Annotated in this window: 24 protein-coding genes; 12 read left to right on the plus strand and 12 right to left on the minus strand. The window is 68.5% G+C overall.

The window, feature by feature from the left end; translation table 11 throughout:
• Nucleotides 1-27: 27 nt before the first annotated feature.
• Nucleotides 28-1,326 carry a DUF4032 domain-containing protein gene (locus FPZ11_RS08400; protein ID WP_146319982.1) on the plus strand — a complete coding sequence of 433 codons (1,299 nt, stop codon included), beginning with the start codon at nucleotides 28-30 and terminating at the stop codon, nucleotides 1,324-1,326.
• A gap of 13 nt (nucleotides 1,327-1,339) precedes the next feature.
• Here the strand turns inward: FPZ11_RS08400 and FPZ11_RS08405 are convergent, their stop codons facing one another.
• The 6 genes from FPZ11_RS08405 to FPZ11_RS08430 form a co-directional block, all read right to left on the minus strand.
• Entirely contained in the window at nucleotides 1,340-2,182 is an 843-nt protein-coding gene (locus FPZ11_RS08405; protein ID WP_146319985.1) for a hypothetical protein, read from the minus strand.
• Between the two features lie 231 nt (nucleotides 2,183-2,413).
• Entirely contained in the window at nucleotides 2,414-3,304 is an 891-nt protein-coding gene (locus tag FPZ11_RS08410) for a hypothetical protein (RefSeq protein ID WP_146319987.1), read from the minus strand.
• Between the two features lie 11 nt (nucleotides 3,305-3,315).
• Nucleotides 3,316-4,314, minus strand: coding sequence for a 23S rRNA (guanosine(2251)-2'-O)-methyltransferase RlmB (gene rlmB, locus FPZ11_RS08415; RefSeq protein ID WP_146319989.1), 999 nt, complete (start codon nucleotides 4,312-4,314; stop codon nucleotides 3,316-3,318).
• The gene (cysS, locus tag FPZ11_RS08420; protein ID WP_146319991.1) at nucleotides 4,304-5,740 is read right to left on the minus strand and encodes a cysteine--tRNA ligase; all 1,437 of its coding nucleotides are present in this window, start codon (nucleotides 5,738-5,740) and stop codon (nucleotides 4,304-4,306) included. The genes rlmB and cysS overlap by 11 nt, the downstream gene beginning before the upstream one ends.
• A gap of 104 nt (nucleotides 5,741-5,844) precedes the next feature.
• The gene (gene ispD / locus FPZ11_RS08425) at nucleotides 5,845-7,029 is read right to left on the minus strand and encodes a 2-C-methyl-D-erythritol 4-phosphate cytidylyltransferase (RefSeq protein ID WP_210415989.1); all 1,185 of its coding nucleotides are present in this window, start codon (nucleotides 7,027-7,029) and stop codon (nucleotides 5,845-5,847) included.
• 54 nt (nucleotides 7,030-7,083) lie between these two features.
• A complete protein-coding gene (locus FPZ11_RS08430) occupies nucleotides 7,084-7,566 on the minus strand; it encodes a CarD family transcriptional regulator (RefSeq protein WP_146319993.1) in 483 nt (160 codons plus the stop codon).
• A 162-nt stretch (nucleotides 7,567-7,728) separates the two neighbouring features.
• On the opposite strand from FPZ11_RS08430, the gene FPZ11_RS08435 reads away from it, so the two are divergent.
• Nucleotides 7,729-8,259 (plus strand): DNA modification methylase, encoded by a 531-nt coding sequence (locus FPZ11_RS08435; protein WP_146319995.1) that lies wholly within the window; start codon nucleotides 7,729-7,731, stop codon nucleotides 8,257-8,259.
• 91 nt (nucleotides 8,260-8,350) lie between these two features.
• Here FPZ11_RS08435 and FPZ11_RS08440 read toward each other — a convergent pair whose 3' ends face one another.
• On the minus strand, nucleotides 8,351-9,034 hold the full coding sequence (locus FPZ11_RS08440; protein WP_146319997.1) for a response regulator: 684 nt from the start codon (nucleotides 9,032-9,034) through the stop codon (nucleotides 8,351-8,353).
• Nucleotides 9,031-10,215, minus strand: coding sequence for a sensor histidine kinase (locus tag FPZ11_RS08445; RefSeq protein WP_146319999.1), 1,185 nt, complete (start codon nucleotides 10,213-10,215; stop codon nucleotides 9,031-9,033). Before FPZ11_RS08445 ends, FPZ11_RS08440 begins: the two co-directional genes overlap by 4 nt.
• Before the next feature lie 173 nt (nucleotides 10,216-10,388).
• Between FPZ11_RS08445 and phoU the strand changes: the two genes are divergently transcribed.
• Complete coding sequence (phoU, locus tag FPZ11_RS08450; RefSeq protein ID WP_146320001.1) at nucleotides 10,389-11,039, plus strand: phosphate signaling complex protein PhoU; 651 nt, start codon at nucleotides 10,389-10,391, stop codon at nucleotides 11,037-11,039.
• A gap of 68 nt (nucleotides 11,040-11,107) precedes the next feature.
• Entirely contained in the window at nucleotides 11,108-12,292 is a 1,185-nt protein-coding gene (locus tag FPZ11_RS08455; RefSeq protein WP_146320003.1) for an acyl-CoA dehydrogenase family protein, read from the plus strand.
• Nucleotides 12,293-12,400: 108 nt separating this feature from the next.
• Here FPZ11_RS08455 and FPZ11_RS08460 read toward each other — a convergent pair whose 3' ends face one another.
• On the minus strand, nucleotides 12,401-13,156 hold the full coding sequence (locus FPZ11_RS08460) for a phosphoglyceromutase (RefSeq protein WP_146320004.1): 756 nt from the start codon (nucleotides 13,154-13,156) through the stop codon (nucleotides 12,401-12,403).
• 111 nt (nucleotides 13,157-13,267) lie between these two features.
• On the opposite strand from FPZ11_RS08460, the gene FPZ11_RS08465 reads away from it, so the two are divergent.
• Nucleotides 13,268-14,134, plus strand: a complete 867-nt coding sequence (locus FPZ11_RS08465; protein WP_146320006.1) for a class I SAM-dependent methyltransferase — start codon at nucleotides 13,268-13,270, stop codon at nucleotides 14,132-14,134.
• On the opposite strand, the gene ygfZ is transcribed toward FPZ11_RS08465, so the two are convergent.
• From ygfZ to FPZ11_RS08480, 3 genes are all read right to left on the minus strand, one after another.
• Nucleotides 14,100-15,290 (minus strand): CAF17-like 4Fe-4S cluster assembly/insertion protein YgfZ, encoded by a 1,191-nt coding sequence (gene ygfZ / locus FPZ11_RS08470; protein WP_146320008.1) that lies wholly within the window; start codon nucleotides 15,288-15,290, stop codon nucleotides 14,100-14,102. The two genes, FPZ11_RS08465 and ygfZ, sit on opposite strands and share 35 nt — an antisense overlap.
• Nucleotides 15,291-15,295: 5 nt before the next feature.
• A complete protein-coding gene (locus FPZ11_RS08475; RefSeq protein ID WP_146320010.1) occupies nucleotides 15,296-15,988 on the minus strand; it encodes a heme-binding beta-barrel domain-containing protein in 693 nt (230 codons plus the stop codon).
• 167 nt (nucleotides 15,989-16,155) lie between these two features.
• Nucleotides 16,156-16,410 carry a hypothetical protein gene (locus FPZ11_RS08480; protein ID WP_168203770.1) on the minus strand — a complete coding sequence of 85 codons (255 nt, stop codon included), beginning with the start codon at nucleotides 16,408-16,410 and terminating at the stop codon, nucleotides 16,156-16,158.
• A gap of 113 nt (nucleotides 16,411-16,523) precedes the next feature.
• Here FPZ11_RS08480 and FPZ11_RS08485 point away from each other — a divergent pair, with 113 nt between their 5' ends.
• From FPZ11_RS08485 to pstA, 7 genes are all read left to right on the plus strand, one after another.
• A complete protein-coding gene (locus FPZ11_RS08485; RefSeq protein ID WP_146320014.1) occupies nucleotides 16,524-17,189 on the plus strand; it encodes a winged helix-turn-helix transcriptional regulator in 666 nt (221 codons plus the stop codon).
• The gene (mshD, locus tag FPZ11_RS08490) at nucleotides 17,182-18,099 is read left to right on the plus strand and encodes a mycothiol synthase (RefSeq protein ID WP_146320016.1); all 918 of its coding nucleotides are present in this window, start codon (nucleotides 17,182-17,184) and stop codon (nucleotides 18,097-18,099) included. The genes FPZ11_RS08485 and mshD overlap by 8 nt, the downstream gene beginning before the upstream one ends.
• A 388-nt stretch (nucleotides 18,100-18,487) precedes the next feature.
• On the plus strand, nucleotides 18,488-20,668 hold the full coding sequence (locus FPZ11_RS08495) for an RNA degradosome polyphosphate kinase (protein WP_146320018.1): 2,181 nt from the start codon (nucleotides 18,488-18,490) through the stop codon (nucleotides 20,666-20,668).
• Nucleotides 20,665-21,609 carry an NUDIX hydrolase gene (locus FPZ11_RS08500; RefSeq protein WP_146320020.1) on the plus strand — a complete coding sequence of 315 codons (945 nt, stop codon included), beginning with the start codon at nucleotides 20,665-20,667 and terminating at the stop codon, nucleotides 21,607-21,609. The genes FPZ11_RS08495 and FPZ11_RS08500 overlap by 4 nt, the downstream gene beginning before the upstream one ends.
• A 197-nt stretch (nucleotides 21,610-21,806) precedes the next feature.
• Nucleotides 21,807-22,934, plus strand: a complete 1,128-nt coding sequence (pstS, locus tag FPZ11_RS08505; RefSeq protein WP_146320022.1) for a phosphate ABC transporter substrate-binding protein PstS — start codon at nucleotides 21,807-21,809, stop codon at nucleotides 22,932-22,934.
• A gap of 178 nt (nucleotides 22,935-23,112) precedes the next feature.
• Complete coding sequence (gene pstC / locus FPZ11_RS08510; RefSeq protein WP_437438642.1) at nucleotides 23,113-24,207, plus strand: phosphate ABC transporter permease subunit PstC; 1,095 nt, start codon at nucleotides 23,113-23,115, stop codon at nucleotides 24,205-24,207.
• On the plus strand, nucleotides 24,204-25,310 hold the full coding sequence (gene pstA / locus FPZ11_RS08515) for a phosphate ABC transporter permease PstA (RefSeq protein ID WP_146320024.1): 1,107 nt from the start codon (nucleotides 24,204-24,206) through the stop codon (nucleotides 25,308-25,310). The genes pstC and pstA overlap by 4 nt, the downstream gene beginning before the upstream one ends.
• Nucleotides 25,311-25,324 lie beyond the last annotated feature (14 nt).

A 25,324-nucleotide genomic window follows, 5' to 3' on the forward strand; every position in this document is an offset into this window, starting at 1 on the left:
CGGGACACACCCTAGGCTGGGAGTTCTATGGCTGGCTCCGTCAACATCACCGCGGCAACCGTCGACCCGGCCCTCCTCGATCTGCCGTGGAATCTGCCGCTCGACAAGTGGTCGAACGAGCACATCGCTCTGCTGCCGAAGGGCATCTCGCGCCACCTCGTGCGATTCGCCAACCTCTCCGGCTACGTCATCGCCATCAAAGAGACCACCGGCGAGATGGCGCGACGCGAGTACGACATGCTCCGCCTGTTGCAGCGGCTCGACGTGCCGTGCGTCGAACCGGTCGCCGTGATCGAGGGACGCACCGACGACGCGGGCAAGCCGCTGAAGCCCGTGCTGGTCACCAGGCATCTCAAGTTCTCACTCCCCTACCGCGCGCTCTATTCGCAGACCCTGCGGCCCGACACCGCCACGCGTCTTGTCGACGCGCTGGCCGTTCTTCTGGTGCGGCTGCACATGGTCGGCTTCTTCTGGGGCGACGTCTCGCTGTCGAACACGCTGTTCCGGCGCGATGCCGGCGCATTCGCGGCGTATCTGGTGGATGCCGAGACCGGCCAGCTCTATGAGGGCGGCCTCTCGAACGGCCAGCGAGAGAACGACCTCGAGATCGCGCGCGTCAACATCGCCGGAGAGCTGATGGACATCCAGGCCGGCGGCCGGCTCGCCGAGGAGGTGGACCCCGTCGAGGTGTCGGGAGGCATCGTCGCCTCCTACCGCTCGCTCTGGAAGGAGCTGACCGGCAGCGAGTCGTTCTCGGCATCGGAGCGCTGGCGCATCGCGGAGCGCGTTCGCCGGCTGAACGAGCTCGGATTCGATATCGAAGAGCTCGCGATCCGCACCGGCGCTGACGGAGCCAATGTGCGCATCCAGCCCAAGGTTGTCGACGCCGGTCACCACCAGCGCAGGCTGCTTCGGCTGACGGGGCTCGACACGGGCGAGAACCAGGCGAGGCGCCTGCTCAACGACCTCGACGCGTATGCGGCGACCGTCGCGAAGCCGGGCCTCGACGAGGAGGCCATCGCGCACGAGTGGCTGATGCGCGTGTTCGAGCCGGTGGTGCGCGCCATCCCGGCCGACCTGCGCGGCAAGCTCGAGCCCGCCGAGGTGTTCCACCAGCTGCTGGATCACCGCTGGTTCATGTCGCAAGAAGAGGGTCGCGACGTGCCGCTGGCCGAGGCGCTGTCGTCGTACATCAACGACGTGCTGCGGCATCGCCGCGACGAGGCCACCGTGATCGCGCCGGTCACCGAGGCGTTCACGATGCCGAACGCCGTGATCGACGATGGCGATGAAGACGCCGACGACGACTGGATGTCGAAGGTCTGAGGCCCTCCGCTCCTCAGCCCGCCGATGGCATGGCCTCCCAGCTGATCGTGCCGTCGGTCTGCCAGATCACCGTGATGGCCAACGGACGCCCGTCGAGGTCGCGCACGGCGTCTTTGGTGAGCGTGAGACCCCGGCGTGCGAGGTCGTCCATGGTCGCGCAGGTCTCGGCCGCTCTGCCCTGATCCGTGACGGCGACCAGACAGTACTCGCCGTCGAGGCGACGAGCGGCATAGATCGCGCTGCTCTCCTCCATCATGACGCTCCCCGCCACCAGGTGGAACGAGGTGGCGTCGAAGCCGCGCGTGACATCGGCCGAGAGGTCGTCGATGCGCGGCGCGCTGGCGAAGTACCGGGTGACCGCCTCCAGGGTGTCCGCCTCGTCTCCGTTCCCCGGCCCCGTCGTCGGGCCGGCGGCATCCGCCGTTCCCGATGACGCTGCCCCGCCGGTCCCGTCAGGTCCCCACACGGTTCCGACCACCCCCTGCGCACCGAGCACGACGAGCGCCCCGAGCACGAGGCCGCCGGCTGCGGCCAGATACGGCACTGCCTTCCTGCGACGCGCACGACGCGAACCGGTCCCCGGCGACGGTGACGCGGCATCCTCGGCCTCTGCCGAGGATGCCGGTGTGTCGTCGATGTCCCCAGTCCCGATGCCGGCGTCATGGGCGGCGTCCTCCGGCGCGGCGACGCCGTTCCCCGCTGCATCGGAATGCTCGCGGTCGTACTCGGCCAATGCCCACTGGCCCGGTGTCATCCACACGCTCTCGCCGGTGGCCGGATGCCGGTACTCGCGCAGCTCTTCCTCGGCGCCTTCGCGCGAGTAGAGGTGCTCGATCAGCCGCTGTCGCTCGTCCATCGCACCACCCCCGCTGCGTCGCGAGCCGTCGTGCTCCAGGCTACGTTCCCCACCGCACGACGATCCCGTCTAGGTCGTGTTGCCGAACTCAGGGTCGGGCGAGGATGTGCACGGTGCGGTCGATCGCAAGGAAGAGGAGGAGAGCCTCAGTGGTGGTGAGGCCGACGAGGATGACGAGGCGAGCGGCCCTGCCGAGTGCACCGCGGCCCACCATGAGTTCGGTAACACGGCCTAGCCGATCGATGGTGCGCTGTCCACGACGAGCGAGCCGTCACGCTGCCAGATCGCGGTGACCGTGAGCAGTCGGCCGGCCCCGTCCGTCCCGTCTTTCGTGAGTGAGAGCCCGTGCCGCGCGATGTCCGCGACATTGCCGCACGTCTCCGCGACGCGGGCCATACTGCTCACGGCGACCAGGCAGTACTCGCCGTCTCCGCGCTGTGCGGCATAGATCGCGGTGCTCCCGTTCGGCGAGGGAGTTCCGTCGAGAAGATGGAACGAGCCGGGGACGAACCCCGTCGTGATCTCGTCCGGCAGATCGAGCGAGGCGTCGTAGCTGCTGAAGTAGTGTTTGATGCTCTCCGCGGTCTGCATACTCGCTCCCGCGGCGGGCGCACGGGTGGGGCCGAGATTCGCGAGCGCGCCGCCGCTTCCGGCAGTGACCTCGGAGCTCGTCGACCGGGATGCCGACGATGACGTGCCACCCACGGCCCCTGTGATGCCGGCCGTCAGGAGTGCGCCGAGCACGAACGCCACCGCCGCAGCGGTCGCGGTGACGACGAGGTGGCGGCGGCGCGAGGCGTGCTGCCGAGACGGATCGGCGTCGGCATCCTCGAAGTCGGCGTTCGCCGTGCCGTCGACGCCTGCGGTCGCGCGGTCCGGCAGACGATCCGAAGGACCGTCGCCGAATTCGCCGATCGTCCGAGACTCCGCGGGTGAGGACCCCGCTGCCACGGCCCCGGCTGCACCGTCGTCCGCATGGGCCCGGTCGTATTGCGCGAGGGCCCACTGACTGGGCGTCATACGCAGGGCGGCACCGGTGTCGGGGTCGACATAGTCGCGCGGCTCCTCCTCGGCACCCTCACGGGAGAAGAGCCGTTCGAGAAGGCGCCGTCGCTCGTCCATGTCGGCTGCTGTCAGCGGCCGCCCTCTGCGCGACGCTTCGCGATCTCGTAAAGGGTGACGCTGGCGGCTATCCCGGCGTTGAGCGACTCGGTGGCCGCACTGATCGGAATCGACACGATGGCATCGCACGTCTCACTGACGAGCCGTGAGAGCCCCTTGCCCTCGCTGCCCACCACGATGACGACTCCGCGGTCGGCGAGCTCGAGCGAGTGCAGCGACACGTCGCCGCCACCGTCGAGACCGAGCACGAACAGGCCACGCTTCTGCAGGCCCTGGAGGGTCTGCGTGAGGTTCGACGCCATGGAGACGGGTGTGCGCGCGGCGGCGCCGGCCGACGTCTTCCATGCTGCCGCGGTCATCCCGACCGATCGGCGCTGCGGCACGATGACGGTCTGCCCGCCGAATGCAGCGGTCGAGCGGATGATCGCCCCGAGATTGCGGGGATCGGTCACCCCGTCGAGCGCGATGAAGAGCGGCGTCTGTCCCTTGCCGAGCACCTCGTCGAGCACATCGTCGACGTGCGCGTACTCGTACGGCGGCACCTTCAGCGCGACGCCCTGGTGCACGGCGTCACGGCCGGAAAGGCGGTCGAGCTCCGGCCGCATGACCTCGAGCACAGGCACGCCGCGCCTGGTGGCGAGGTTGAGGATCTCCTTGACGCGGTCGTCCACCTCGATGCGGGCCGCGATGTAGAGGGTCGTGGCCGGGATGCGCGCGCGCAGCGCCTCGAGCACCGAGTTGCGACCGGTGACGATCTCCGCGTCGTCGGGCGTGGCACGACGACTCGCCGACCCGCCTGCGGTGTTCGAGCGCTGGCCGCCTCGACCGGCGGCCTTCGCCGCCGAGCGCTCGGCCAACGCCTTGCGCTTGGCCGCCGGGTGGTATTCGCGCTCCTCGGCCTTCGGCGTCGGGCCCTTGCCCTCCAGCGCCTTGCGGCCCTGTCCGCCCGAGCCCTTCGTGGGCCCCTTCTTCGTCTTGCGCACGGCTCCCGCGCGCGGCTTATTCGCCATCGATACTCCAATGCGCACCCGTCGGGGTGTCTTCGATCGTGATGCCCGCGTCGGCGAGCTCGGTGCGGATGCGGTCTGCCGCGGCGAAGTCGCGCGCCTGACGGGCAGCCTGCCTGTCGTCGAGCAGTCGGCGCAACAGCGCGTCGAGGGCGGCGCGGGCCGGGGCATCCTGCCTCGCCTGCCACTGAGGGGAGAGCGGGTTGATGCCGAGCACCTCTGTCATGGCCTCGACCTCGCCCCTGGCCGCCGCAGCAGCCCCCAGGTCTTCTCCGTCGAGCGCCTGGTTGCCCGCCCGCACGGTGTCGTGCAGCACGGCGAGTGCCTGCGGCACGCCGAAGTCGTCGTCCATGGCGGCGGCGAAGGCATCCGGAATGCGCTCCACACCGCTGGAGGCGAAGCGGGTGCCCGCCAGTCGCCGATCAACGCGGTCGAGGAACCCCGCGATGCGTTCGAGGGCCGCTTCGGCCTCGGCGAGCGAGCTCTCGGTGAAGTCGATGGTGGAGCGGTAATGGGCCGACCCCAGGTAGTAACGCACGACGAGCGGACGTGCTGCGCCGAGCAGATCGGCCGCATAGATCGAGTTGCCGAGCGACTTCGACATCTTCTGACCAGAGACGTTGACGAGCCCGTTGTGCACCCAGTAGGTCGCGAACGCGTCACCGGCCGCCGTCGACTGCGCGAGCTCGTTCTCGTGGTGCGGAAAGCGCAGGTCGAGCCCGCCGCCATGGATGTCGAACGCCGTGCCGAGATACCGCGACGACATGGCGGAGCACTCGATGTGCCAGCCGGGCCGTCCCTGTCCCCACGGGCTCTCCCATACGGCGGAGGCCGGCTCGTCGGCTTTGCGGCCCTTCCACAGCGCGAAGTCGCGAGAGTCGCGCTTGGCGCGCGGGTCGGCATCCGCCGCCGCCTCCATCGCGTCGATGCTCTGCTTGGTGAGTTCGCCGTAGCTCGGCCAGCTGCGCACGTCGAAGTACACGTCGCCGGAGCCGTCGTCGGCCGCGTAGGCATGACCGGCGTCAATGAGCCGGGTGATGAGCTCCTGCATCTGCGGGATGCTGCCTGTCGCCCTCGGCTCGTAGGTCGGCGGTTGGATGCCGAGCGCGGCATACGAGTCGGTGAACTCGCGCTCATAGCGATACGCCAGCGCCCACCACTGCTCATGGCTTCCCGACGCCTGCGCCGCTGCCGCGTTGATCAGCACCTTGTCGTCGATGTCCGTCACGTTGCGCACCAGCGTCACGTCGAGCCCGCGGTAGTTGAGCCAACGACGGATCTGGTCGTAGACGAGAGCTGAGCGCAGATGCCCGATGTGTGGGGAGGACTGCACGGTGGGACCGCAGACGTAGATTCCGACTCGGCCGTCGACCAGCGGGGTGAAGTCGCGCAATGCCGCGGCGCGCGTGTCGTAAAGGCGGATTCCCACCCGTCAAGCCTAAAGGGAGCAGGTGGGCGCGCGCCCCATCGTGACGGTCGGTCTCGCGCCGGACCTGCCCGGCGTGGATCCGCGGCGAGGGGACGCCATCGCCCTCAGTCCGCCGGAAGCAGGAGCGCCGTGGCGATGGCCGTGATGCCCTCACCACGGCCGGTGAATCCGAGGCCATCGGTCGTGGTCGCGGAGATCGACACCGGTGCGCCGAGGATGCCGCTCAGCATCTGCTCTGCCTCTGCCCGCCGACCCGAGAACCTCGGCCGGTTGCCGATGAGCTGAACGCTCACATTGCCGATGCGGAAACCCGCTGCCGCCAGCAGTTCCCCGGTCGCGCTGAGGAACACCTCGCCGTGGGCTCCCGCGAAACGCGGATCGTCGGTGCCGAATGCCGTTCCGATGTCGCCGAGTCCGGCGGCGGAGAGCAGGGCGTCGACCATGGCGTGTGCGACGGCATCCCCGTCGCTGTGGCCCGCCAGGGCCGCCTCACCCGGCCAGCGCAGTCCGGCGAGCCACAGCTCGCCGTCGGCCGCGAACGCGTGGGTGTCGGTTCCCAGCCCGATGCGCGGAACAGCGACCGTCGCCGCCGACGGAGTGAGGCTCGACGCCGCGAGAAGCTGCTCCGCCCTGACGAGATCGGCGGGCGTCGTCACCTTGAACGCCAACGCGTCCCCTCTCACGATGCGCACTGGATGCCCGGCCGCGGCCACGAGTGCGGCGTCGTCCGTGACCTCTTCGGTCGCGAGCGCATAGGCCTCGACGAGGTGTGCCCGCGGAAACCCCTGCGGAGTCTGGACGGCGACCAGCTCGGAACGATCGACGGTGTCGGTGATGCGGCTGGCGGCATCCGTCCGCTTCACGGTGTCGCTCACGGGAAGCCCGGGGACGGCGCCCTCGCCGCTCGATTCGACCGCGGCGACCACCGCGTCGAAGAGCGCCGTCGGTGTGAACGCGCGCGCAGCGTCGTGCACGAGCACGGTCTGCACGTCATCGCCCAGCGTCTCAAGGCCGGCAGCGACGGATGCCTGACGACTCGCGCCGCCAGGGACCACCGTCGCCTGCGCGACGGACCGCAGCAGGGCCCGTGACTCGTCCACCCGATCGGCGGGCACGACGGCGATGACCTGCGCCTCGTGCTCCATGCGCCGGATCGAGGCGACGGCGTGCTCGAGGAGGGTCGCGCCGGAGACGGGCACGAACGCCTTCGGCATCCCGGCGCCCAAGCGGGTTCCGGAGCCTGCGGCGACGACGACCACGGCGACGCGCGAACGCTGCGGAATGCTCACGTCTCGACAGTAGCCGCCACGAGAGCCGCAGCAGGGGCCTCCGCGGCAGACACCCTAGGAGGCGAGAACCTCGTCGAGCACGCTGGATGCCTGCTCTTCGTCGGTCTTCTCGGCGAGTGCCAGCTCGGAGATGAGGATCTGACGGGCCTTGGCCAGCATGCGCTTCTCACCGGCGGAGAGTCCGCGGTCCTGGTCGCGACGCCACAGGTCGCGCACGACCTCGGAGACCTTGATGACGTCGCCGGAGGCGAGCTTCTCGAGGTTGGCCTTGTAGCGGCGGGACCAGTTGGTCGGCTCTTCGGTGAACTCGGCACGAAGAACCTCGAAGACCTTGTCGAGGCCCTCTTTGCCGATCACGTCACGCACACCGACGAGGTCGACGTTGTCGGCGGGAACCTCGATGGTGAGGTCACCCTGAGTGACGTTGAGCTTGAGGTAGACCTTCTCTTCGCCCTTGATGATTCTTTTCTTCACCTCGGTGATAGTTGCGGCACCGTGGTGGGGGTAAACGACAGTCTCGCCGACCTCGAAAAGCATAGATAGCAGTCCCTTCAGCAGCGTCTAGGATACCACAGCACCTTCGTGCTACCCTCTGCCGCGCACCCTGAGCACGCTCCCGCATGCGCTAGGCTCAAGGAGCATTCCGCGGTGTTCGTAACAGGCCGATCCGGCCGGCCCGGTGCGACTTGGAGGACCTCAGTGAAGGCGCGCGTCACGGCATCCATTGTTCTTGCTCTCGGTCTCGCCGTCGGCATGACCGGGTGTACGTTGATCACCACGCAAGACACTGTGCACATCAAGGAAGCCGCTGACGGCGTCAACGGCACCGTCGGCAAGATCGACATCCGCGATGCCGTGGTGATCGCCACCAGCAAGGGAGCGGCGGGCAACCTCGTCGCGACGTTCGTCAACAACGACGACAAGGCGCACTACCTCTCGGTTCAGCTCGGCTCGAAGACGCGCTCGGTCGCGGTTCCGGCGAACGGCGTGAAGAAGATCGGCGCGTCCGACTCCGACCGTGTCGAGTTCATCGGCCTGGGCTCCAAGCCCGGCTCGCTCATCGACCTCTACTTCACCTACGCGGGTGTGACGGGCACGAAGCTGCGGGTGCCCGTGCTCTCCTCGACGTTCCCCGGATTCGAGGACTACGCGCCGAAGCCGCAGCTCACGCCGGCTCCGGTCGAGACCCCCGGCGACACGTCGACGGGCACCGCGACCCCGGCTCCGTAAGCCCGTTCACCCGCGCTCGGCCGGTTCGCTGCATTCGATGCACCAGAGCCGGATCCCTCGCCTCGTCTGCGCGTGAAGCCTTGGTCTCGCCTCAGCTGGCCTCGAAGCGGTAGCCGAGACCACGCACCGTCACGAGCATCCTCGGCTCGGATGGGTTCGGCTCGATGCGCGATCTGATGCGCTTGATGTGCACATCGAGTGTCTTGGTGTCGCCGAAGTAGTCGCTCCCCCACACCCGGTCGATGAGCTGTCCTCTGGTGAGAACGCGCCCCGCGTTGCGCAGCAAGAGCTCCAGCAGCTCGAATTCCTTCAGCGGCATGGGCGTCTCGATGCCCGACACCGACACGGTGTGCCTGTCCACGTCCATGCGCACGGTCCCCGCTTCGAGGATGCCATCGTCGAAGAGTCCCTCGTCGGTGCGGCGTCGCAGCACGGCACGGATGCGGGCCAACAGCTCCCTCGTCGAGTACGGCTTGGTCACGTAGTCGTCGGCGCCCAGCTCCAGCCCGACGACGATGTCCACCTCGGAGTCCTTCGCGGTGAGCATGATGATCGGCACGGCGGAACGAGACCGGAGCTGCTTGCAGACCTCGGTGCCCGGCATCCCCGGCAGCATGAGGTCGAGCAGCACCAGGTCGGCTCCGTCCCTGTCGAACTCGGCGAGCGCCCCGGGGCCGGTATCCGCCACGGCCACCTCGTAGCCCTCGCGGCGCAGCAGGAATGCGAGCGGCTCGCTCAGCGCTTCCTCGTCTTCGACCAGAAGGATGCGGGTCATGTCGTTCGTTCTCCTTGTGCTTGTGCAACGGCCGCAGGCGTGAGCGGCGGCGTGGTGATGTGCTCGGCCTCCGGCAGCCGGATCGTGAAGGTCGAGCCGCTGCCCGGCTTGGACCAGGCACGCACCTCGCCCCCGTGGTTCTGCACCGCGTGCTTCACGATGGCCAGCCCGAGTCCGGTGCCGCCCGTGGCACGCGACCGCGCCTGGTCGACACGGTAGAACCGCTCGAACACGCGCTCGAGGTCGTCGGCGGGGATTCCCGGCCCCTGGTCGGTGACCGTGATCTCGACGACGCCATCGTGCAGACGCGTGCCGATGCCGACGCGGGACTTGTCCGGCGAATACCGCACCGCGTTCGAGATGAGGTTGTGCACGGCCGTGGTCAACAGGCTCTCGTCGCCGAAGACCACGGCGTGCGAATGCCGCCCCGTCGCCAGCTCGATGTTGCGCGACTCGGCGAGCACCCGGTTCTCGTCGACCGCAGACGCCACGACGTGGTCGATCGAGACGCGCTCGGCGTGCGGAACGATCTCGGCGGCCTGCAGTCGCGAGAGATCGATGATGTCCTGGGTGAGTCGCGCGAGCCTCGCCGCCTCGCTCGTCAGCCGGGCCGAGAAGTGCCGCACCTGGTCAGGATCGTCCGCGGCGCTCTCCAGCGCCTCGGCGAGCACCGTGATCGCTCCGATCGGCGTCTTCAGCTCGTGGCTGATGTTCGCGACGAAGTCGCGACGCATCTGCTCGAGGCGCACCGCCTCCGTGCGGTCGTCGGCGAGCAGCAGGATGTAGCGGGAGCCCAGGCGCGCGACGCGCACGCTCAGCTGGATGGTGGCATCCCCCAGTGCACTGCGGGCCAGCTCGAGCTCTTCGTCGACCGGGTCGCCCGTGTGGCGCACCTGGTCGACCAGCTCCACGAGCCGCGGCTGGCTCAGTGCGGCGTTCCACACCAGGCCGAGCGAGTACGCACCGGGCGATGCCCGCACGACGTTGTTGCTGGGGTCGACGACGATGCCGGCGGTCGAAAGCGCCTCGAGCACCTGATCGACGCCGTCGGGCACGCTCGGATTGACGATCTCCGTGGCCCGATGGCTGCGCGAGGTCGCCGAGAAGAGCAGCCAGACGAATCCGGCCCCGACCACGAGGCCGAGTGCCAGAGACAGCAGCACCAACCAGGTGGAGTCCATAGCGCCAGGCTACCGGTGCGGTCCTGCGGACCATCGCCGAGAGCGGTGCCGGAAGCATGCCCTTCGCGGAATGTTCGAGTGCTCGACACCGCCCGTTAACCTGGCACGGTAAACATGGCACGCGGACCGGACAGCCCGGTCATCGAGCGTGCCGCCGGGAGGGCGAGTCGACAATGCGTGACGTATTCCAGCACGAGATGCGCGAGGTGCAGGACCGCCTCGTCGAGATCGCCGAGCTCGTCGCGGAATCCATCCGCAACGCCACCCGGGCTTTCAACGAGTCCGACGTGTCGCTGGCCGAGACCGTGATCCAGAACGACCAGAAGATCGACGCGCTCACCGTCGTGCTCGACGAACTGTCGATCCAGATCCTCGCAAGGCAGAACCCCGTCGCGCGAGACCTGCGCATCGTCGTGAGCGCGCTGCGCATCAGCGCATCTCTGGAGCGCATGGGCGACATGGCCGAGCACATCGCGCAGCTGGCCCGTTACCGCTTCCCCGACAAGGTCGTTCCGAAGAGCCTCCGTGGCACGTTCGCCGAGATGGGACGTCTCGACGTGCTGATCGCCGAGCGCCTCGTCGAGCTGCTGCGCACTCAGGAACCGCGCGTGGCCGACGAGATCCGCAACCAGGACGACGAGATCGACGAGCTGCACATCAGCGTGTTCGACAAGGTGCTCGGCGAGACGTGGAAGGGCCAGGCCGTCGACACGGTGGATGCCACGCTCGCCTCCCGCTACCACGAGCGATTCGCCGACCACGCGGTCTCCATCGCCAAGAAGGTGCAGTACCTCGTCACCGGCGACTGGGTGCCGGAGGACTAGGCAGGCGATCCCGACGGCTCTGCGGTCGCTCGGGCGAACGCCCAGCAGTCAGACGGCAGAATTGGCCCATGCCCGACTACGACGTCACGACACCGCTCGACACCGATTACTACGAGGTCTTCGCAGGCATCCCCGCCGCCGACCGCGCGTTCTGGGACCGAGCCCGACAGTTCTCCCTCGAGTCGGGCGACGAGCTCGCCGACGCCTGGGACAAGGCGGAGTACCCGCTCCACCTGGTGCGCCGGCTCGGTGAGCTCGACCTGCTGACCGACGGAGTCGCGGGCGACGGACTCACACCGATGTCTCCGCTGGCGGCCGGCCTCGTGAACATGGAGATCTCACGCGGCGACGGCTCCATGGGCACCGTCATCGCCGTACAGGGCGGCCTCGCGCTGCGCAGCATCGCGCTGCACGGCAGCGACGAGCAGAAGGCGGCGTGGCTCGCGCCGCTGGCACGAGCCGAGAAGCTCGGCGCCTTCGCGCTCACCGAGCCGGACCACGGAAGCGACTCGACGTCACTCGAGACGACCGCTCACCGCACGGCCGACGGCTGGGTGCTCAACGGCGAGAAGAAGTGGATCGGCAACGGCTCCGTCGGCGATGTGACGGTGGTGTGGGCGCGCGACGATGAGGGGAACGTGCGCGGATTCCTCGTCGAGCAGAACACCCCCGGCTACAACGCCGAGACGATCACCGGCAAGGCGTCACTGCGCGCGATCCACCAGGCGCACATCCGCCTGGAGAACTGCCTCGTCCCTGCCGACGCCGTGCTGCCTGGAACCCGCACCTTCCGCGACACCTCGACCGTGCTGCACGCCACCCGTGCCGCCGTCGCCTGGTCTGCATTGGGGCACGCGACCGCCGTGTTCGAAGCGGCCCTCAGCTACTCGAAGCAGCGCATCCAGTTCGGCAAGCCGCTCGCCTCGTTCCAGATCGTGCAGGAGCGTCTCACCGAAATGCTCTCCCAGCTCACTTCGATGCAGCTCTATTGCCTTCGCGTGGCAGAGCTGGATGCCGCGGGCGCGCTCGGCCCCACCCAGGCGTCACTCGCGAAATACCACTGCACGCGCACCGCACGTCAGGTGGCGGCGAACGCGCGCGACCTGCTCGGAGGCAACGGCATCCTCGTTCAGAACCGCGTGATCACGCACATGGCCGACATCGAGGCGATCCACACCTACGAGGGCACGGAGAGCATCCAGGCGCTCCTGATCGGCCGCAGCCTCACGGGGGTGTCGGCGCTCGCGCGCTGACACCGTCCTGTCAGCGGTCCCGTCGACACGACGAGTGCCCGTTCCGGACGGATGTGCCCGGCCTGACGGCCGCACACGTCCGGAACGGGCACTGGTTCGTGAAGGGTGCTACTTCGCTGCGCCCTGCGCGGCGACCGCGGCGGCGCCGGCGGCGGCGGCCTCGGGGTCGAGGTACTCGCCGGGGCCGAGCGGGGCGAAGCTCTCGTCGAGCCGGTAGACGAGCGGAATGCCGGTCGGGATGTTCAGCTCGGCGATGTCGTCGTCGCTGATGCCGTCGAGGTGCTTGACCAGGGCGCGCAGCGAATTGCCGTGCGCCGTGACGAGCACCGTCTTTCCGGCCGCGAGGTCGGGGATGATGTCCGACTGCCAGTACGGCAGTATGCGGGCGATGACGTCTTTCAGGCACTCTGTGCGGGGCAGCTCGGCGTCGGTGAGGTCGGCGTAGCGCGGGTCGCCCACCTGCGAATACTCGGCGTCGTCGGCCAGCACGGGCGGCGGCACATCGAACGAACGGCGCCAGAGCATGAACTGCTCGTCACCGTACTTCTCCTTGGTCTCCGCCTTGTCGAGACCCTGCAGCGCCCCGTAGTGACGCTCGTTGAGACGCCACGAGCGGCGCACCGGGATCCACAGCCGGTCGGCGGTGTCGAGCGCGAGGTTCGCGGTCTGGATGGCGCGCGACAGCACCGAGGTGTGCAGCACGTCGGGCAGGATGCCGCCGGCCGCCAGCAGCTCGCCGGCGCGCGCGGCCTCGGTGCGGCCCTTCTCGCTGAGTCGCACGTCGACCCAGCCGGTGAAGAGGTTCTTCTTGTTCCACTCGCTCTCGCCGTGGCGCAGCAGGATCAGGGTGTAGGGAGCAGGCATGCCTCCAGGTTATCGATGAATCCCGGCCACGATTCGCACCTCCGGGCCCGCGAAGCGCTGCATCGGAGGGCCGCCACGCGACCGCAGGCTGACGCCCGCGATACTGGACTGATGGCGGGCGGCACGGACGAGCGGGCGACGAAGCGTCCCGTCGGCACCATCACCCGCGGAACGACCAACACCAACCGGCTGCGTCGCGTCGACCGTTGGATCGCCGTGCAGCCCGTGCTGCGCAGGGCCTCCGATCCGCTCGTGGTCGACCTCGGATACGGAGCGAGCGGAGTCACGGCGTTCGAGCTCGAGCGGCGACTGCGCCGGGTGCGGCGCGACGTGCGCGTGCTGGGGCTCGAGATCGACCCGGAGCGGGTGGCCCGGGCATCCGCTCAGCTGGAGCAGGTGCGCGCCGGGGAGACGCCGTTCGCCCCCGACGCACGCGTGAGCTTCGCCCGCGGCGGCTTCGAGGTGCCGATCGCGGGCGGCGAGAAGGCCGCCGTGATCCGCGCGTTCAACGTGCTTCGTCAGTACGACGAGGGTGAGGTCGCCGACGCGTGGAGCCGCATGTGCTCCCGGCTGCAGGTCGGCGGGATGCTCGTGGAAGGCACCTGCGACGAGATCGGCCGGGTGGCGAGCTGGGTCGCACTCACCGCCGAGAGGGCATCCGACGGGAGTGCTGCGGTGCCCGTCTCGTTCACGATCTCGCTGCGGCTGGCGGGGCTGGAGCATCCGTCGATCGTGGCGGAACGGTTGCCGAAGGCGCTCATCCACCGCAACGTGCCTGGCGAGCGAGTGCACGCCTTTCTCGCCGACCTCGAGCGGTCATGGGCTCACGCCGCCCAGCTGGCGGCCTACGGCCCGGTGCAGCGCTGGATCGCCGTCGTCGAGAGCATGCGCGATTCCGGGTGGCCGGTGAGGGACGGTCGAAGCAGGTGGCGGCTCGGCGAGCTCAGCGTGCCGTGGAACTGCGTGGCTCCCGCGTGACGGCGTTGTCTCTCGAAACCGCGCCCAAGCGCGGAATGCGGGGCACGTTGGCCTCTGCGCCCGCGTCGGTGGGCACGATCTGCTCCTGCGCGGCGGCCACGAGGTCGTCGTCGACCCGCACGACGAGGTCGGTCGAGGCATCCGTCGTGCGCTTCACCACGGCGAGTGCGATCGGCCCGAGCTCGTGGTGCACGCCCGCCGAGGTGACGTGTCCGACGACCGCGTCGCCGGCGAGCACGTCGTCTCCCTGCCGCACGGCGACGTTCTGCGAGCCGTCGAGATGCAGGAAGACCATGCGGCGCGGCGGATGCCCGAGGTTGTGCACCTTCGCCACCGTCTCCTGCCCGCGATAGCAGCCCTTGTTGAGATGCACGGCCGTGCGCAGCCAGTCCAGCTCGTGCGGGATCGTGCGCTCGTCGACGTCTGCGGCGAAGCGCGGACGCCAGGCTGCGATGCGCAGCGCCTCGGCGGCCAGCGTTCCGGCGGCGCCGATCGTGCCCGCCGTCACCTCTGCGGCGAGCGCACCGAGCGCCTCACGCGGCACCAGCGTCTCGACCCAGCGATAGTCGGCCCCGGGATGCCCGTCGGCCGGCCGCGCATATTGGTGGCCGCCGGTCACGAGCGTCGGCCACGGGTCGCCCCAGCTCAGCGGAACTTCTTCGGAGGTGGCGCGAAGGGATGCCACGGCATCCGGAACCCCGAAGGATCCGACGGTGGCGAAATCTGCGGTGCGATCCGCGGGCTCCACCCGAAGCATGAACCGCATCTTCTGCAGAAAGTCGAGCACGGCTGCGGCGTCTGTGCGCTCGAGGAGGAGCCAGGTGGTCTCGCCGTCGTCGAGCACGTGCAGCGCGTGTTCGACGTGGCCGTGCGGGTCGAGCAGAAGCGCCTCCGCGGACTCCCCCGGCCGCAGACCGCGCAGCGACTGGCTCGACATCGAGTCCAGCCAGCTGAGCCGGTCGCCGCCGGTGACGCCGACCACTCCGCGAGTGGAGAGGTCGACAACGGCAGCGCCTCGCTCGAGGTCGCGCTGCTCGGTCAGCGGAGAGCCGTAGTGCGCCGGCACACCCGCGTCGGGATCGGTCTCAGCGGTCGCGACCGCGCCAGGCAGCGCGAGGAACGGAGAAGCGGGAAGGATCGGATCGGTCTCGGCCATGCGGCTCACGCCTCGTCCGTCGCGGTGTTCGCTGTGTCGCCCTCGGCGCCGTCGTCAGCGCTGTCGCCGACGACCCGGTTCTCCGCGGCATTCGTCGCCGAGAGGTCGAGCCGCGCGAGACGGGCCGACGCGTGGGTGCGGAGCTCCTCGCCGAACGCCGCGATGTCCCACGCCCAGAGAAGGTGCGACTCGACGAGCCCGTACAGCCGGGTGGCCGCCGAGTACTCCTTGGCGCCGGCGGTGCGGAGCACGGCATCGGTCGCGAGGTCGATGCGGGGCCCTTTGACCTGACCGAGGTAGAGCTCCGAGATGCCGTCGGGGTGGAGGATCTGCACCTCGATGTCGAAGCCGCCGGCCGCGGTGCGCAGCGCCTCGACGGACTGCGCCGTGGAGAACGGGCGCACGTCGGCGCCGGGAAGCAGCCCGGGACCCTGGTCTTCGGGAAGCAGAGTACGGCTGAGCCGCCAGTATCCGATCTCGTCGGCCAGCGGGGTCTGCTGCTCGTCGAGCAGCCAGGTCGACGAGCGATAGCTCAGCACGGGCACGCCGTCGCTCTCGAAGCTGACGCGCTGCCCGAACTCGCGCTGCACGTGGTCGTCGCCGACCGTGTAGTCGAGCACACCCGTGCCCTCCCAGACTCCGATGAGCCAGGACAGCGGCACGAGCTCGGCGGGGAGCCCCTCGGGCAGCGTGATCAGCGCTGGCCCCGGAAGAGGTTGTAGACGACCAGAACCGAAACGCCGGCGATGGCGAGCACGGCGAGCGAAAGCAAGCCGACGAACACGAGTTCGAGGGTGAGTTCCATGGCATCCAGTCTATCGACGTGCCGCGTCGTCGCGGTGCGCACCGGCGCGGGCGGGGCTGCTCACGTGTAGATCAGGTAGAGCACGAGGGTGGCGACGGCGAGGATCACGAACGATCCCGAGAGCGTGGCGCCCATCCGCACGACGAAACCGCGCCGCTCCTGCGTAGCCAGCTGCACGCACATCGCCACGAGCACGCTCGCCGCCATGGCGACGCCGAGCCAGCCGAGATAGGCGGACTGGGTCGCGAAGACGCCGATGAGCACCGCGGCGACGGCCGTGGCGATCCAGACGGCGGTGATCGAAACCCACCTCATGGTCGGTGTGAGTGGCTCTTGCGGCTCGGCGGTCACCCGCCCATTGTCCCCCGGGAACGGACTCGCCCGCACGACCTAATAAAGTTGGAGGTACTCAACTGGCGGGAGGTCGCGTGGCCGAACTCTTGGTGCTGACGCCGACGCCCGAGTCCGACGTGCTTCCGTCGCTCGCGCTGCTGTCGCACAGGGTGCGGCAGATACCGTCCGACGCTGCTGCCCTGGCGAAGGCTCCGGTGAGCGACCTGATCATCGTCGACGGCCGACGCGATCTGGCGGGAGCCAAGGCGATGTGCGGCATCCTCTCGTCCACAGGCGGCAGCGTTCCCGTGCTGCTCGTGCTCACGGAGGGCGGGCTGCCTGTCGTCACAGTGCAGTGGCACGTGGCCGACGTCGTGCTCGCCGGCGCGGGACCGGCGGAGACGGATGCCCGCATCCGGCTCGCGCTCGAGCGGCGCGAGGATGACCCGACGCAGCAGAAGATCAGCGCATCGGGCGTGACCATCGACGAGGCGAGTTACTCGGCCAAGGTGCACGGTCGCCCGCTCGACCTCACGTTCAAGGAGTTCGAGCTGCTGAGATTCCTCGCCCAGCACCCCGCGAGGGTGTTCACCCGCGAACAGCTGCTCAGCGAGGTGTGGGGCTACGACTATTTCGGCGGAACCCGCACGGTCGACGTGCACGTCAGGCGCCTGCGTGCCAAGCTCGGCGACTCCGACTCGCTCATCGGCACGGTGCGCAACGTGGGCTACCGCTTCAACACCGTCGACGACGATGAGTGACGGCGCGACGCCTTTCGGGCTGAGCGTCGACACGGTCGATGGCGATGGTCTGAGCGATGTGCTGGGCGTGGCCGACGCTGCGCGCGACGACGACGGCGTCGACCCGTTCAACGAGCAGACGCGGCTCGACCTCGCCTCGGGGCGCCGGGTCGGGCACGTCGGCACGGCGGGCGGCGTACCGGTCGCCGCCGCTGCGACCGGCGCGGGCCAGCTCGACCTCGTCGTGCTGCCCGCCAAGCGCGGCAACGGGTACGGCTCGGCGATGCTGGGCTCGCTCCTGCCTGTGCTGGAGCGGGATGCCTCCGCCTGGTCGCACGGCGATCACCCGGCCGCGCGGGCGCTCGCCGCGTCACACGGATTCGACCGCGTGCGCGTGTTGCTGCGTCTGCGGCTCGACGAACTCCCCGCGGGCGACGACGCCGGTGCCGGCGAAGCTGTTGGGACGGGCCCGGCGACCGACGGCATCCAGTTCGAGAGCTTCGATGCCGAACGGGATGCCGCCGACTGGCTGGCGCTGAACGCGCGGGCTTTCGCGTCGCATCCCGAGCAGGGCGGCATGACCGCCGATGACCTGCGCGAGCGCATGGACGAGGACTGGTTCGACCCGCACGACTTTCTCGTGGCCAGAGATGCCACCGGACTCATGCTCGGCTTTCACTGGATGAAGCTCGAGCCCGACTCCGACGACGCCGAGGTGTATGTGCTCGGCGTGGCACCCGACGCCTCAGGGCGAGGGCTCGGTCGGAGGCTGCTGGCGGCCGGGCTGCGCCACATGCGCGAGCGGGGTCGCACGTCGTCGTCGCTCTACGTGGAGGGCGACAACCGGCCGGCGCTCGCGCTCTACCGCAGCGTCGGCTTCGTCGACGACGCCGTCGACGTGCAGTATCGGCGATTGAGGGTCGGCTCGTGAGCTCGCTCACGAAGTCGGCCCGATTGAGTCGGTGAGCGGCAAAGCCGCGATATCGGCGATTGAGGGTCGGCTCGTGAGCTCGCTCACGAAGTCGGCCCGATTGAGTCGGTGAGCGGCAAAGCCGCGATATCGGCGATTGAGGGTCGGCTCGTGAGCTCGCTCACGAAGTCGGCCCGATTGAGTCGGTGAGCGGCAAAGCCGCGATTTCCGCGCCGGTCACCGCGGTAGAACTCGCACGCTCGGCGATCGATTTCCCCGCGCCCGCGAGCAGAAAAGGGCACTCTCGTGCGCAGAAAGAAACGCCTTCGGGAGCGGGAAGGGACACCCTCGGGGACGGGGACGTGTGCGCGTTCACCCCGCGTTCTCCCAGCGGTGTCATGATGAGGGGATGGATGGCGAGGACACCCTCATCGGAACCGGCCTGAGCCCCGAATTCGACGACGATTTCGATCAGCCGTGGAACCCGGAGCTCGATCCGAGCCTGCCGCCGGACAGGTATCTCGATCGCGAGCTGAGCTGGTTGGCGTTCAACCAGCGCGTGCTCGAACTCGCAGAAGACCCGCTCGTTCCCGTGCTGGAGCGCGCGAACTTCCTCGCCATCTTCGCCAGCAACCTCGACGAGTTCTTCATGGTGCGCGTCGCGGGACTGAAGCGGCGCATCCTCACCGGGCTCGCCGTGCCGACGAACATCGGCCGCGCCCCTGTCGACGTGCTCGGCGACATCAACGCCATGGCGCACAGACTGCAGACCAGGCACGCGGATGCCTACCATGCCGGAGTCCTCCCCGCCCTCGCCGACGCAGGCATCACGGTCGCCACCTGGGACAGCCTCGACGAGGCCGACAGAGTGCAGATGCGCGAGGTGTTCTCACGGCAGATCTTCCCCGTGCTGATGCCGCTCGCGGTCGACCCGGCGCATCCGTTCCCCTACATCTCCGGCCTCTCGCTGAACCTCGCGATCCGGGTGCGCAACTCGAAGAGCGGCAAGGAGCAGTTCGCGCGCCTCAAGGTGCCGACCATGCTCCCCCGCTTCGTGCGCATCGACCAGCGCGAGTCGGTGGGCCAGATGCGGTTCATCATGCTCGAGGACCTCATCGCCCATCATCTCGGCGACCTCTTTCCCGGCATGGAGGTGCTCGAGCACCACGTGTTCCGGGTGACGCGCAACGAAGACGTCGAGATCGACGAGGACGAGACCGAGAACCTCATCCAGGCACTTGAGCGCGAGCTGCTGCGCCGCCGCTTCGGGCCACCGATCAGGCTCGAGGTCTCCGAGGACATGGACGAGATCACGCTCGGCCTGCTCGTGCGCGAGCTCGACATCACCGAGCAGGAGGTCTACCGCCTGCCTGCGCCGCTCGATCTCGGCGGCCTGTTCGAGCTGTCGAGGATCGAACGCCCCGAGCTGCACTACCCCAACCACGTGCCGACGACCCCCGCGCAGCTCATGCCGCTGGAACCGAATGCGAAGGCGGATGTCTTCGCCTCCATCGCGCGCGGCCCCATCCTCGTGCACCATCCGTACGAATCCTTCGCGACGAGCGTTCAGGCCTTTCTCGAACAGGCCGCCCGTGACCCGCACGTGCTGGCCATCAAGCAGACGCTGTACCGCACCAGCGGCGACAGCCCGATCGTCGAGGCGCTGATCGACGCGGCGGAGCGCGGCAAACAGGTGCTCGCACTCGTGGAGATCAAGGCGCGCTTCGACGAGCAGGCCAACATCGACTGGGCCCGCAAACTCGAGCGGGCCGGCGTGCACGTGGTGTACGGCCTGGTCGGGCTCAAGACGCACTGCAAGCTCGCGCTCGTGGTGCGCGAGGAAGACGGTGCGCTCAAGCACTACAGCCACATCGGCACCGGAAACTACAACCCGAAGACGTCACGCATCTACGAGGATCTCGGCCTGCTCACCTGCGACGACCAGGTCGGCAAGGACCTCACCCGGCTCTTCAACGAGCTGTCGGGCTACGCGATCGAGAAGAAGTTCAAGCGGCTGCTCGTCGCCCCGCTGCACCTGCGCAAGGGGCTGATCAAGGCGATCGACAACGAACGCGTCAATGCAGAGGCGGGGCGGCCCAGCGGCATCCGCATCAAGGTGAACTCGATCGTCGACGAGGCGATCATCGACGCGCTGTACCGCGCCAGCCGGGCAGGCGTGCCCATCGACGTGTGGGTGCGCGGCATCTGCGGCCTCAAGGCCGGGCAGGAGGACTACAGCTCGAACATCCGGGTGCGCTCCATCCTCGGTCGCTACCTCGAGCACTCGCGCATCTTCGCGTTCGCGAACGACGGCGACCCGCAGGTGTACATCGGCAGCGCCGACATGATGCACCGCAATCTCGACCGTCGCGTCGAAGCTCTCGTGCGCCTCACGGAGCCCTCGCACATCGCCGAACTGGCCGACCTGTTCGATCGCGCGATGGACGATCGCACGTCGTCGTGGTGGCTCGAATCCGACGGCAGCTGGGCCAGGCACAGCCTCGACGACGATGGACAGCCGCTCGACGACCTGCAGAATAGGCTCATGCAGTTGATCTCGCACCGACCGCGAACGGGCAGCCGCCGGTGACGGAAACCGTCATCTACGCCGGAGGGGCGGTGTGCTGGCGTGTCCTCGACGGGATGGCGCACATCCTGGTCGTGCACAGGGCGAAGTACGCCGATGTCACGCTGCCGAAGGGCAAGGTCGACCCCGGCGAGTCGCTGCCGCAGGCCGCCCAGCGCGAGGTGCTCGAGGAGACCGGGCTCAAGGTCACCCTCGGCGTGCCGCTCGGCATCACGAACTACGTGATCTCCAGCGGTCGCGAGAAGTTCGTGCACTACTGGTCGGCCGAGGTGACGGAAGACGCGGTGCACGCGTCGACATTCGTGCCCAATGACGAGATCGCCGCGATCGAGTGGGTGCCGCTGCGCCGTGCGCGCAAATACCTGAGCTACGAGCGCGACGTGGAGATCATCGACCAGTGGGCGGCCCTCTTCGACGAGGGAGTGACCTCCACCTTCGCGCTCATCGTGCTGCGGCACGCGAAGGCGATCTCCCGATCGCGCTGGGAGGGCGAGGATGCCCTGCGCCCGTTGACGAGACTCGGCGTGAGCCAGGCCGCGAGCAACGTCGCCACCATCGCGGCGTGGCATCCCAAGCGCATCGTCACCTCCACGGCGGTGCGCTGCGCCGCCACCGTCGCACCGCTCGCCGCGGCATACGGCATCATCCCGAAGCGCACGGACGCGCTCTCGCAGGACGTGTGGGAGACGGGGACGGCGACGGAGGGCATCCGCGAACTCGTCGGCAAGCGCGTTCGGTCGCGCAAGACGGCCGTGCTCTGCAGCCACGGGCCCGTGATCCCCGACGTGCTACGGGAGATCTCGCTCGCCACCGGCACCGCCGCGGGCAGCTACATGAGGGATGCCGCGGCCCTCGAGGTCGGCGAATACTCCGTCGTGCACCTGTCGAAGTCGAACCCGGCATCGGGCATCATCGCGATCGAGACGCACAGCCCGCGCGGCTGACCTCCTCGATCGGTAGCCCTCCGTTCACCTCGCGTTTACCGGCGCGGAGGACTCTGGTCACACCCCGCGCATACGTTCGCATGCGGGCCGGAAAGGTCCATGCCGTACGTCACCCGAATCACGCTGAGCCCGAGGACACAGACAGGGGCTGAAAGCACGTACGTCGCGGCAGTCACCCACTTCCGAAAGGGAACACAGTGAAGTTCAAGAACGCAGCCGTCGTGGGCGCCGTCGCGCTGGCATCCGCGCTCGCCCTCTCCGCCTGCTCCAGCGACGGCGGCAACGCCGGCAGCGACAGCACGCCGAGCGCGACCAAGTCGGCGACCGTCGACTACAGCTCGCTGTCCGGCACGATCACCGCCGGCGGATCGAGCGCGCAGGCGAACGTGCAGGCCGCATGGACCGCCGCGTTCCAGGCTCAGGCCAGCGGCGTCAAGATCAACTACGACAAGTCGCAGGGCTCCGGCGGCGGTGTCACCAACTGGCTGAACGGCTCCTACGACTTCGCGGGCACCGACGCGGCCCTCTCCGCCGACCAGTTCACGCAGGCCAAGACCACGTGCGGCTCCGACGGCGCCGTCAACATCCCGGTGTACCTGTCGGGCGTCTCGATCATCTACAAGCTCGACGGCGTCTCGAAGCTCAACCTCGACGCGAAGACGATCGCCTCGATCTTCTCCGGCAAGATCACCAAGTGGAACGACCCGGCCATCGCCGCGCTGAACAGCGGCGTGACGCTGCCCGCCACCGCGATCTCGGTCGTGCACCGTTCCGACGGATCCGGCACGACGAACAACTTCACCACGTACCTGCACCAGCAGGCACCGTCGGTGTGGACCTGGGACGCGGGCACCGCGTGGCCGAACAACATCGGCAGCGGCCAGCAGGGCGGCTCGGGCGTCGTGAACACGGTCGAGGCCGGCAACGGCACCATCGGCTACGCCGACCAGAGCTCGATCGGCAACGCCACGCAGGCGGCCGTCGAGGTCGGATCGACGGGCAAGTTCGTCGAGTACAGCGAGGCGGCGGCCACCAAGTCGCTCGACGAGTCGGGCCAGATCACCCCGCAGGGCGAGGGCGACCTCACCGTGACCATCGACACCACCAAGATCACGGACACGTCGGCCTACCCGATCCCGCTGCTCTCCTACGACGTGCTCTGCAAGTCGTTCAAGGACGCGACCCAGGGCAAGATCACCTCGGCCTACCTCGGCTTCGTGGTGAGCAAGACGGGCCAGGAGATCGGCGCCAAGAACGCCGGCGCGGCCCCGCTGCCCTCCTCCTTCCTGACCAAGGCCGCCAAGACGCTCGCGTCGGTGAAGTAGCCTCGGCCTCGATCGACTGAACCACCGGCATCCGCCCCGTTTCCGACACGCTGTCAGAGAGAGTGAAGTGACAGAGAACACCGCTGTGCGACCTCAGCTCACGACCGTGTCAGGAAACCGGGCGGATGCCGCGGGTCAGGGCCCGAAGCGCCCGAACGGCGATCGCCGCTCGGCCAAGGTGAAGTCCAGGCCCGCCGACCGCATCTTCCGGTTTCTGAGCACGGGATCCGCCGGCCTGATCATGGTGATCCTGGCCGGCGTCGCCCTGTTCCTCATCATCAAGGCCGCGCCGGCCATCGGCGCGAACTGGTCCACCTCCCAGGACCTCTCCGGCGGCACGACCCACGGGTTCAGCTCGTTCTGGTCGTACGTCGGCCCGCTTCTCTGGGGCACGCTGTGGTCGTCGCTGATCGCGCTCGTGCTCGGCGCTCCGGTCGCGATCGGCATCGCCCTCTTCATCTCGCACTATGCACCGCGCCGGCTCGCAGGCATCCTCGGCTACCTGGTCGACCTGCTGGCAGCCGTGCCGTCGGTGGTCTTCGGCCTGTGGGGCATCTTCGTCATCAGGCCGTTCATCATCCCGTTCCAGGACTGGCTCAATCAGTATCTGGGCTGGATCCCGCTCTTCTCCGGCCAGGCCTCGCGCACCGGATCGACGATGCTCGCCGGCGGAATCGTGGTCGCCGTGATGATCCTGCCGATCATCACCTCGATCTCCCGCGAGATCTTCCTTCAGACTCCGCGCCTGCACGAGGAGGCTGCGCTCGCTCTGGGCTCCACGAAGTGGGAGATGATTCGGCTCGCCGTCTTCCCGTACGCACGCAGCGGCGTCGTCAGCGCCGTGCTGCTCGGCCTCGGCCGCGCCATGGGCGAGACGATGGCCATCGCCATGATCGTCTCCCCGATGATCGGCTTCTCCGTCAGGATCATCACCGACACCCAGAACTCGCAGACCATCGCGGCGAACGCGGCACTCAACTTCCCGGAGTCGAACCCGCTGCAGCGCGACGCGCTGATCGCGACGGGTCTCGCTCTGTTCGTCATCTCGTTCGGCGTGAACTTCGTCGCACGCTGGATCATCGCCCGCACCGGCGGCCTCAGCAAGCGCAAGCTGAAGGCCGTCGGCCAGCTTCCGCCCACCGACCCGACCTCGGCGCTCACCGACGACGCCACGGCGAGCCCGCTGCACGTGCGTTCCGAGATCGCAGCCGAAGACCTCGAAACCGGCGACGATCGCAGTGAGCTGTCCCTAGAGGAGAACCCGGACCGATGACTCAGGCCACTGTCTCCAACGGCCGCCGCCCGCGCGGCCCGGTGCCGAATGCGCTCACGTCAGCGCAGCTGCCGCGCTTCGTGGAGCTGTACACGTTGGCCGGCGCTCTCGCCGTCAGCGCAGCGGTGCTGGCCATGACCGGGTTCAGCATCGCCGGCTGGCTGATTCTGTCCGCCCCGCTCTATCTGGTGGGCATCGGCATCCTCTCCACCGTCGTGGAGAGCCGCAGGAAGGCGACCGACCGCGTCATCCGCGGACTCGTGACCATCGCGTTCCTGCTCGCGCTGATCCCGCTCATCTCAGTGCTGATCACGGTCGTCACGGGCGGTGCCCCCGCACTGACGTGGGACTTCATCACGAAGACCGGCGGCAGCGTGTTCGACCCCAAGACGCTCAAGGTCACTGTCGTGCAGGGCGCATGGGCCGCCGTCGTGGGCACGCTCATCATCACCGGCATCACCTCGCTCATCTCCATTCCGATCGGCATCATGGCGGCCATCTATCTGGTGGAATACGCGCAGCCGAAGCAGTGGATGGCGCGCACGATCACGTTCCTCGTCGACGTGATGACGGGCATCCCGTCGATCGTCGCCGGTCTCTTCGCGTTCGCCTTGTTCACCCTGATCGTCGGCCCGAAGGCGTTCAGCGGATTCTCCGCGTCGGTCGCGCTGTCGGTGCTGATGATCCCGATCGTGATCCGCTCCACCGAGGAGATGCTCAAGCTCGTCTCGCACGATCTGCGCGAGGCATCCTTCGCCCTCGGCGTCTCGAAGTTCTCCACGATCGTGCGCATCGTGCTGCCGACCGCCATTGCGGGGATCATCACCGGTGTGATGCTGGCCATCTCCCGCGTCATCGGAGAGACGGCGCCCATCTTCATCGCTGCGAGCTTCACCGACAACCTCAACGTGAACCCGTTCGCGAACCCGATGCAGACGCTCGCCGTCATGGCGTACTCGAACTACAAGTTCCCATCGCAGAACATCGCGGAGTCCTTCCAGTCCGCGTGGGGGGCAGCGCTGCTGCTGGTCATCCTCGTCGTCATCCTCAACCTCATCGCACGTATCGTGGCCAGGGTGTTCGCGCCCAAGGGTCTCAGGTAGACCCAGGCAGAACG

Origin of the sequence: Humibacter ginsenosidimutans (genome assembly GCF_007859675.1) — a bacterium.
Taxonomy (GTDB): domain Bacteria; phylum Actinomycetota; class Actinomycetes; order Actinomycetales; family Microbacteriaceae; genus Humibacter; species Humibacter ginsenosidimutans.

Excerpts from the sequence above, each read along its gene's own strand:
- ygfZ (WP_146320008.1), bottom strand. The coding sequence starts at position 15,290 with ATGGCCGAGACCGATCCGATCCTTCCCGCTTCTCCGTTCCTCGCGCTG.
- mshD (WP_146320016.1), top strand. The coding sequence starts at position 17,182 with ATGAGTGACGGCGCGACGCCTTTCGGGCTGAGCGTCGACACGGTCGAT.
- FPZ11_RS08405 (WP_146319985.1), bottom strand. The coding sequence starts at position 2,182 with ATGGACGAGCGACAGCGGCTGATCGAGCACCTCTACTCGCGCGAAGGC.
- pstA (WP_146320024.1), top strand. The coding sequence starts at position 24,204 with ATGACTCAGGCCACTGTCTCCAACGGCCGCCGCCCGCGCGGCCCGGTG.
- FPZ11_RS08410 (WP_146319987.1), bottom strand. The coding sequence starts at position 3,304 with ATGGACGAGCGACGGCGCCTTCTCGAACGGCTCTTCTCCCGTGAGGGT.
- phoU (WP_146320001.1), top strand. The coding sequence starts at position 10,389 with ATGCGTGACGTATTCCAGCACGAGATGCGCGAGGTGCAGGACCGCCTC.
- FPZ11_RS08455 (WP_146320003.1), top strand. The coding sequence starts at position 11,108 with ATGCCCGACTACGACGTCACGACACCGCTCGACACCGATTACTACGAG.
- FPZ11_RS08400 (WP_146319982.1), top strand. The coding sequence starts at position 28 with ATGGCTGGCTCCGTCAACATCACCGCGGCAACCGTCGACCCGGCCCTC.
- FPZ11_RS08430 (WP_146319993.1), bottom strand. The coding sequence starts at position 7,566 with ATGCTTTTCGAGGTCGGCGAGACTGTCGTTTACCCCCACCACGGTGCC.
- FPZ11_RS08495 (WP_146320018.1), top strand. The coding sequence starts at position 18,488 with ATGGATGGCGAGGACACCCTCATCGGAACCGGCCTGAGCCCCGAATTC.
- FPZ11_RS08440 (WP_146319997.1), bottom strand. The coding sequence starts at position 9,034 with ATGACCCGCATCCTTCTGGTCGAAGACGAGGAAGCGCTGAGCGAGCCG.
- FPZ11_RS08465 (WP_146320006.1), top strand. The coding sequence starts at position 13,268 with ATGGCGGGCGGCACGGACGAGCGGGCGACGAAGCGTCCCGTCGGCACC.
- rlmB (WP_146319989.1), bottom strand. The coding sequence starts at position 4,314 with ATGGCGAATAAGCCGCGCGCGGGAGCCGTGCGCAAGACGAAGAAGGGG.
- FPZ11_RS08480 (WP_168203770.1), bottom strand. The coding sequence starts at position 16,410 with ATGAGGTGGGTTTCGATCACCGCCGTCTGGATCGCCACGGCCGTCGCC.
- FPZ11_RS08460 (WP_146320004.1), bottom strand. The coding sequence starts at position 13,156 with ATGCCTGCTCCCTACACCCTGATCCTGCTGCGCCACGGCGAGAGCGAG.
- FPZ11_RS08445 (WP_146319999.1), bottom strand. The coding sequence starts at position 10,215 with ATGGACTCCACCTGGTTGGTGCTGCTGTCTCTGGCACTCGGCCTCGTG.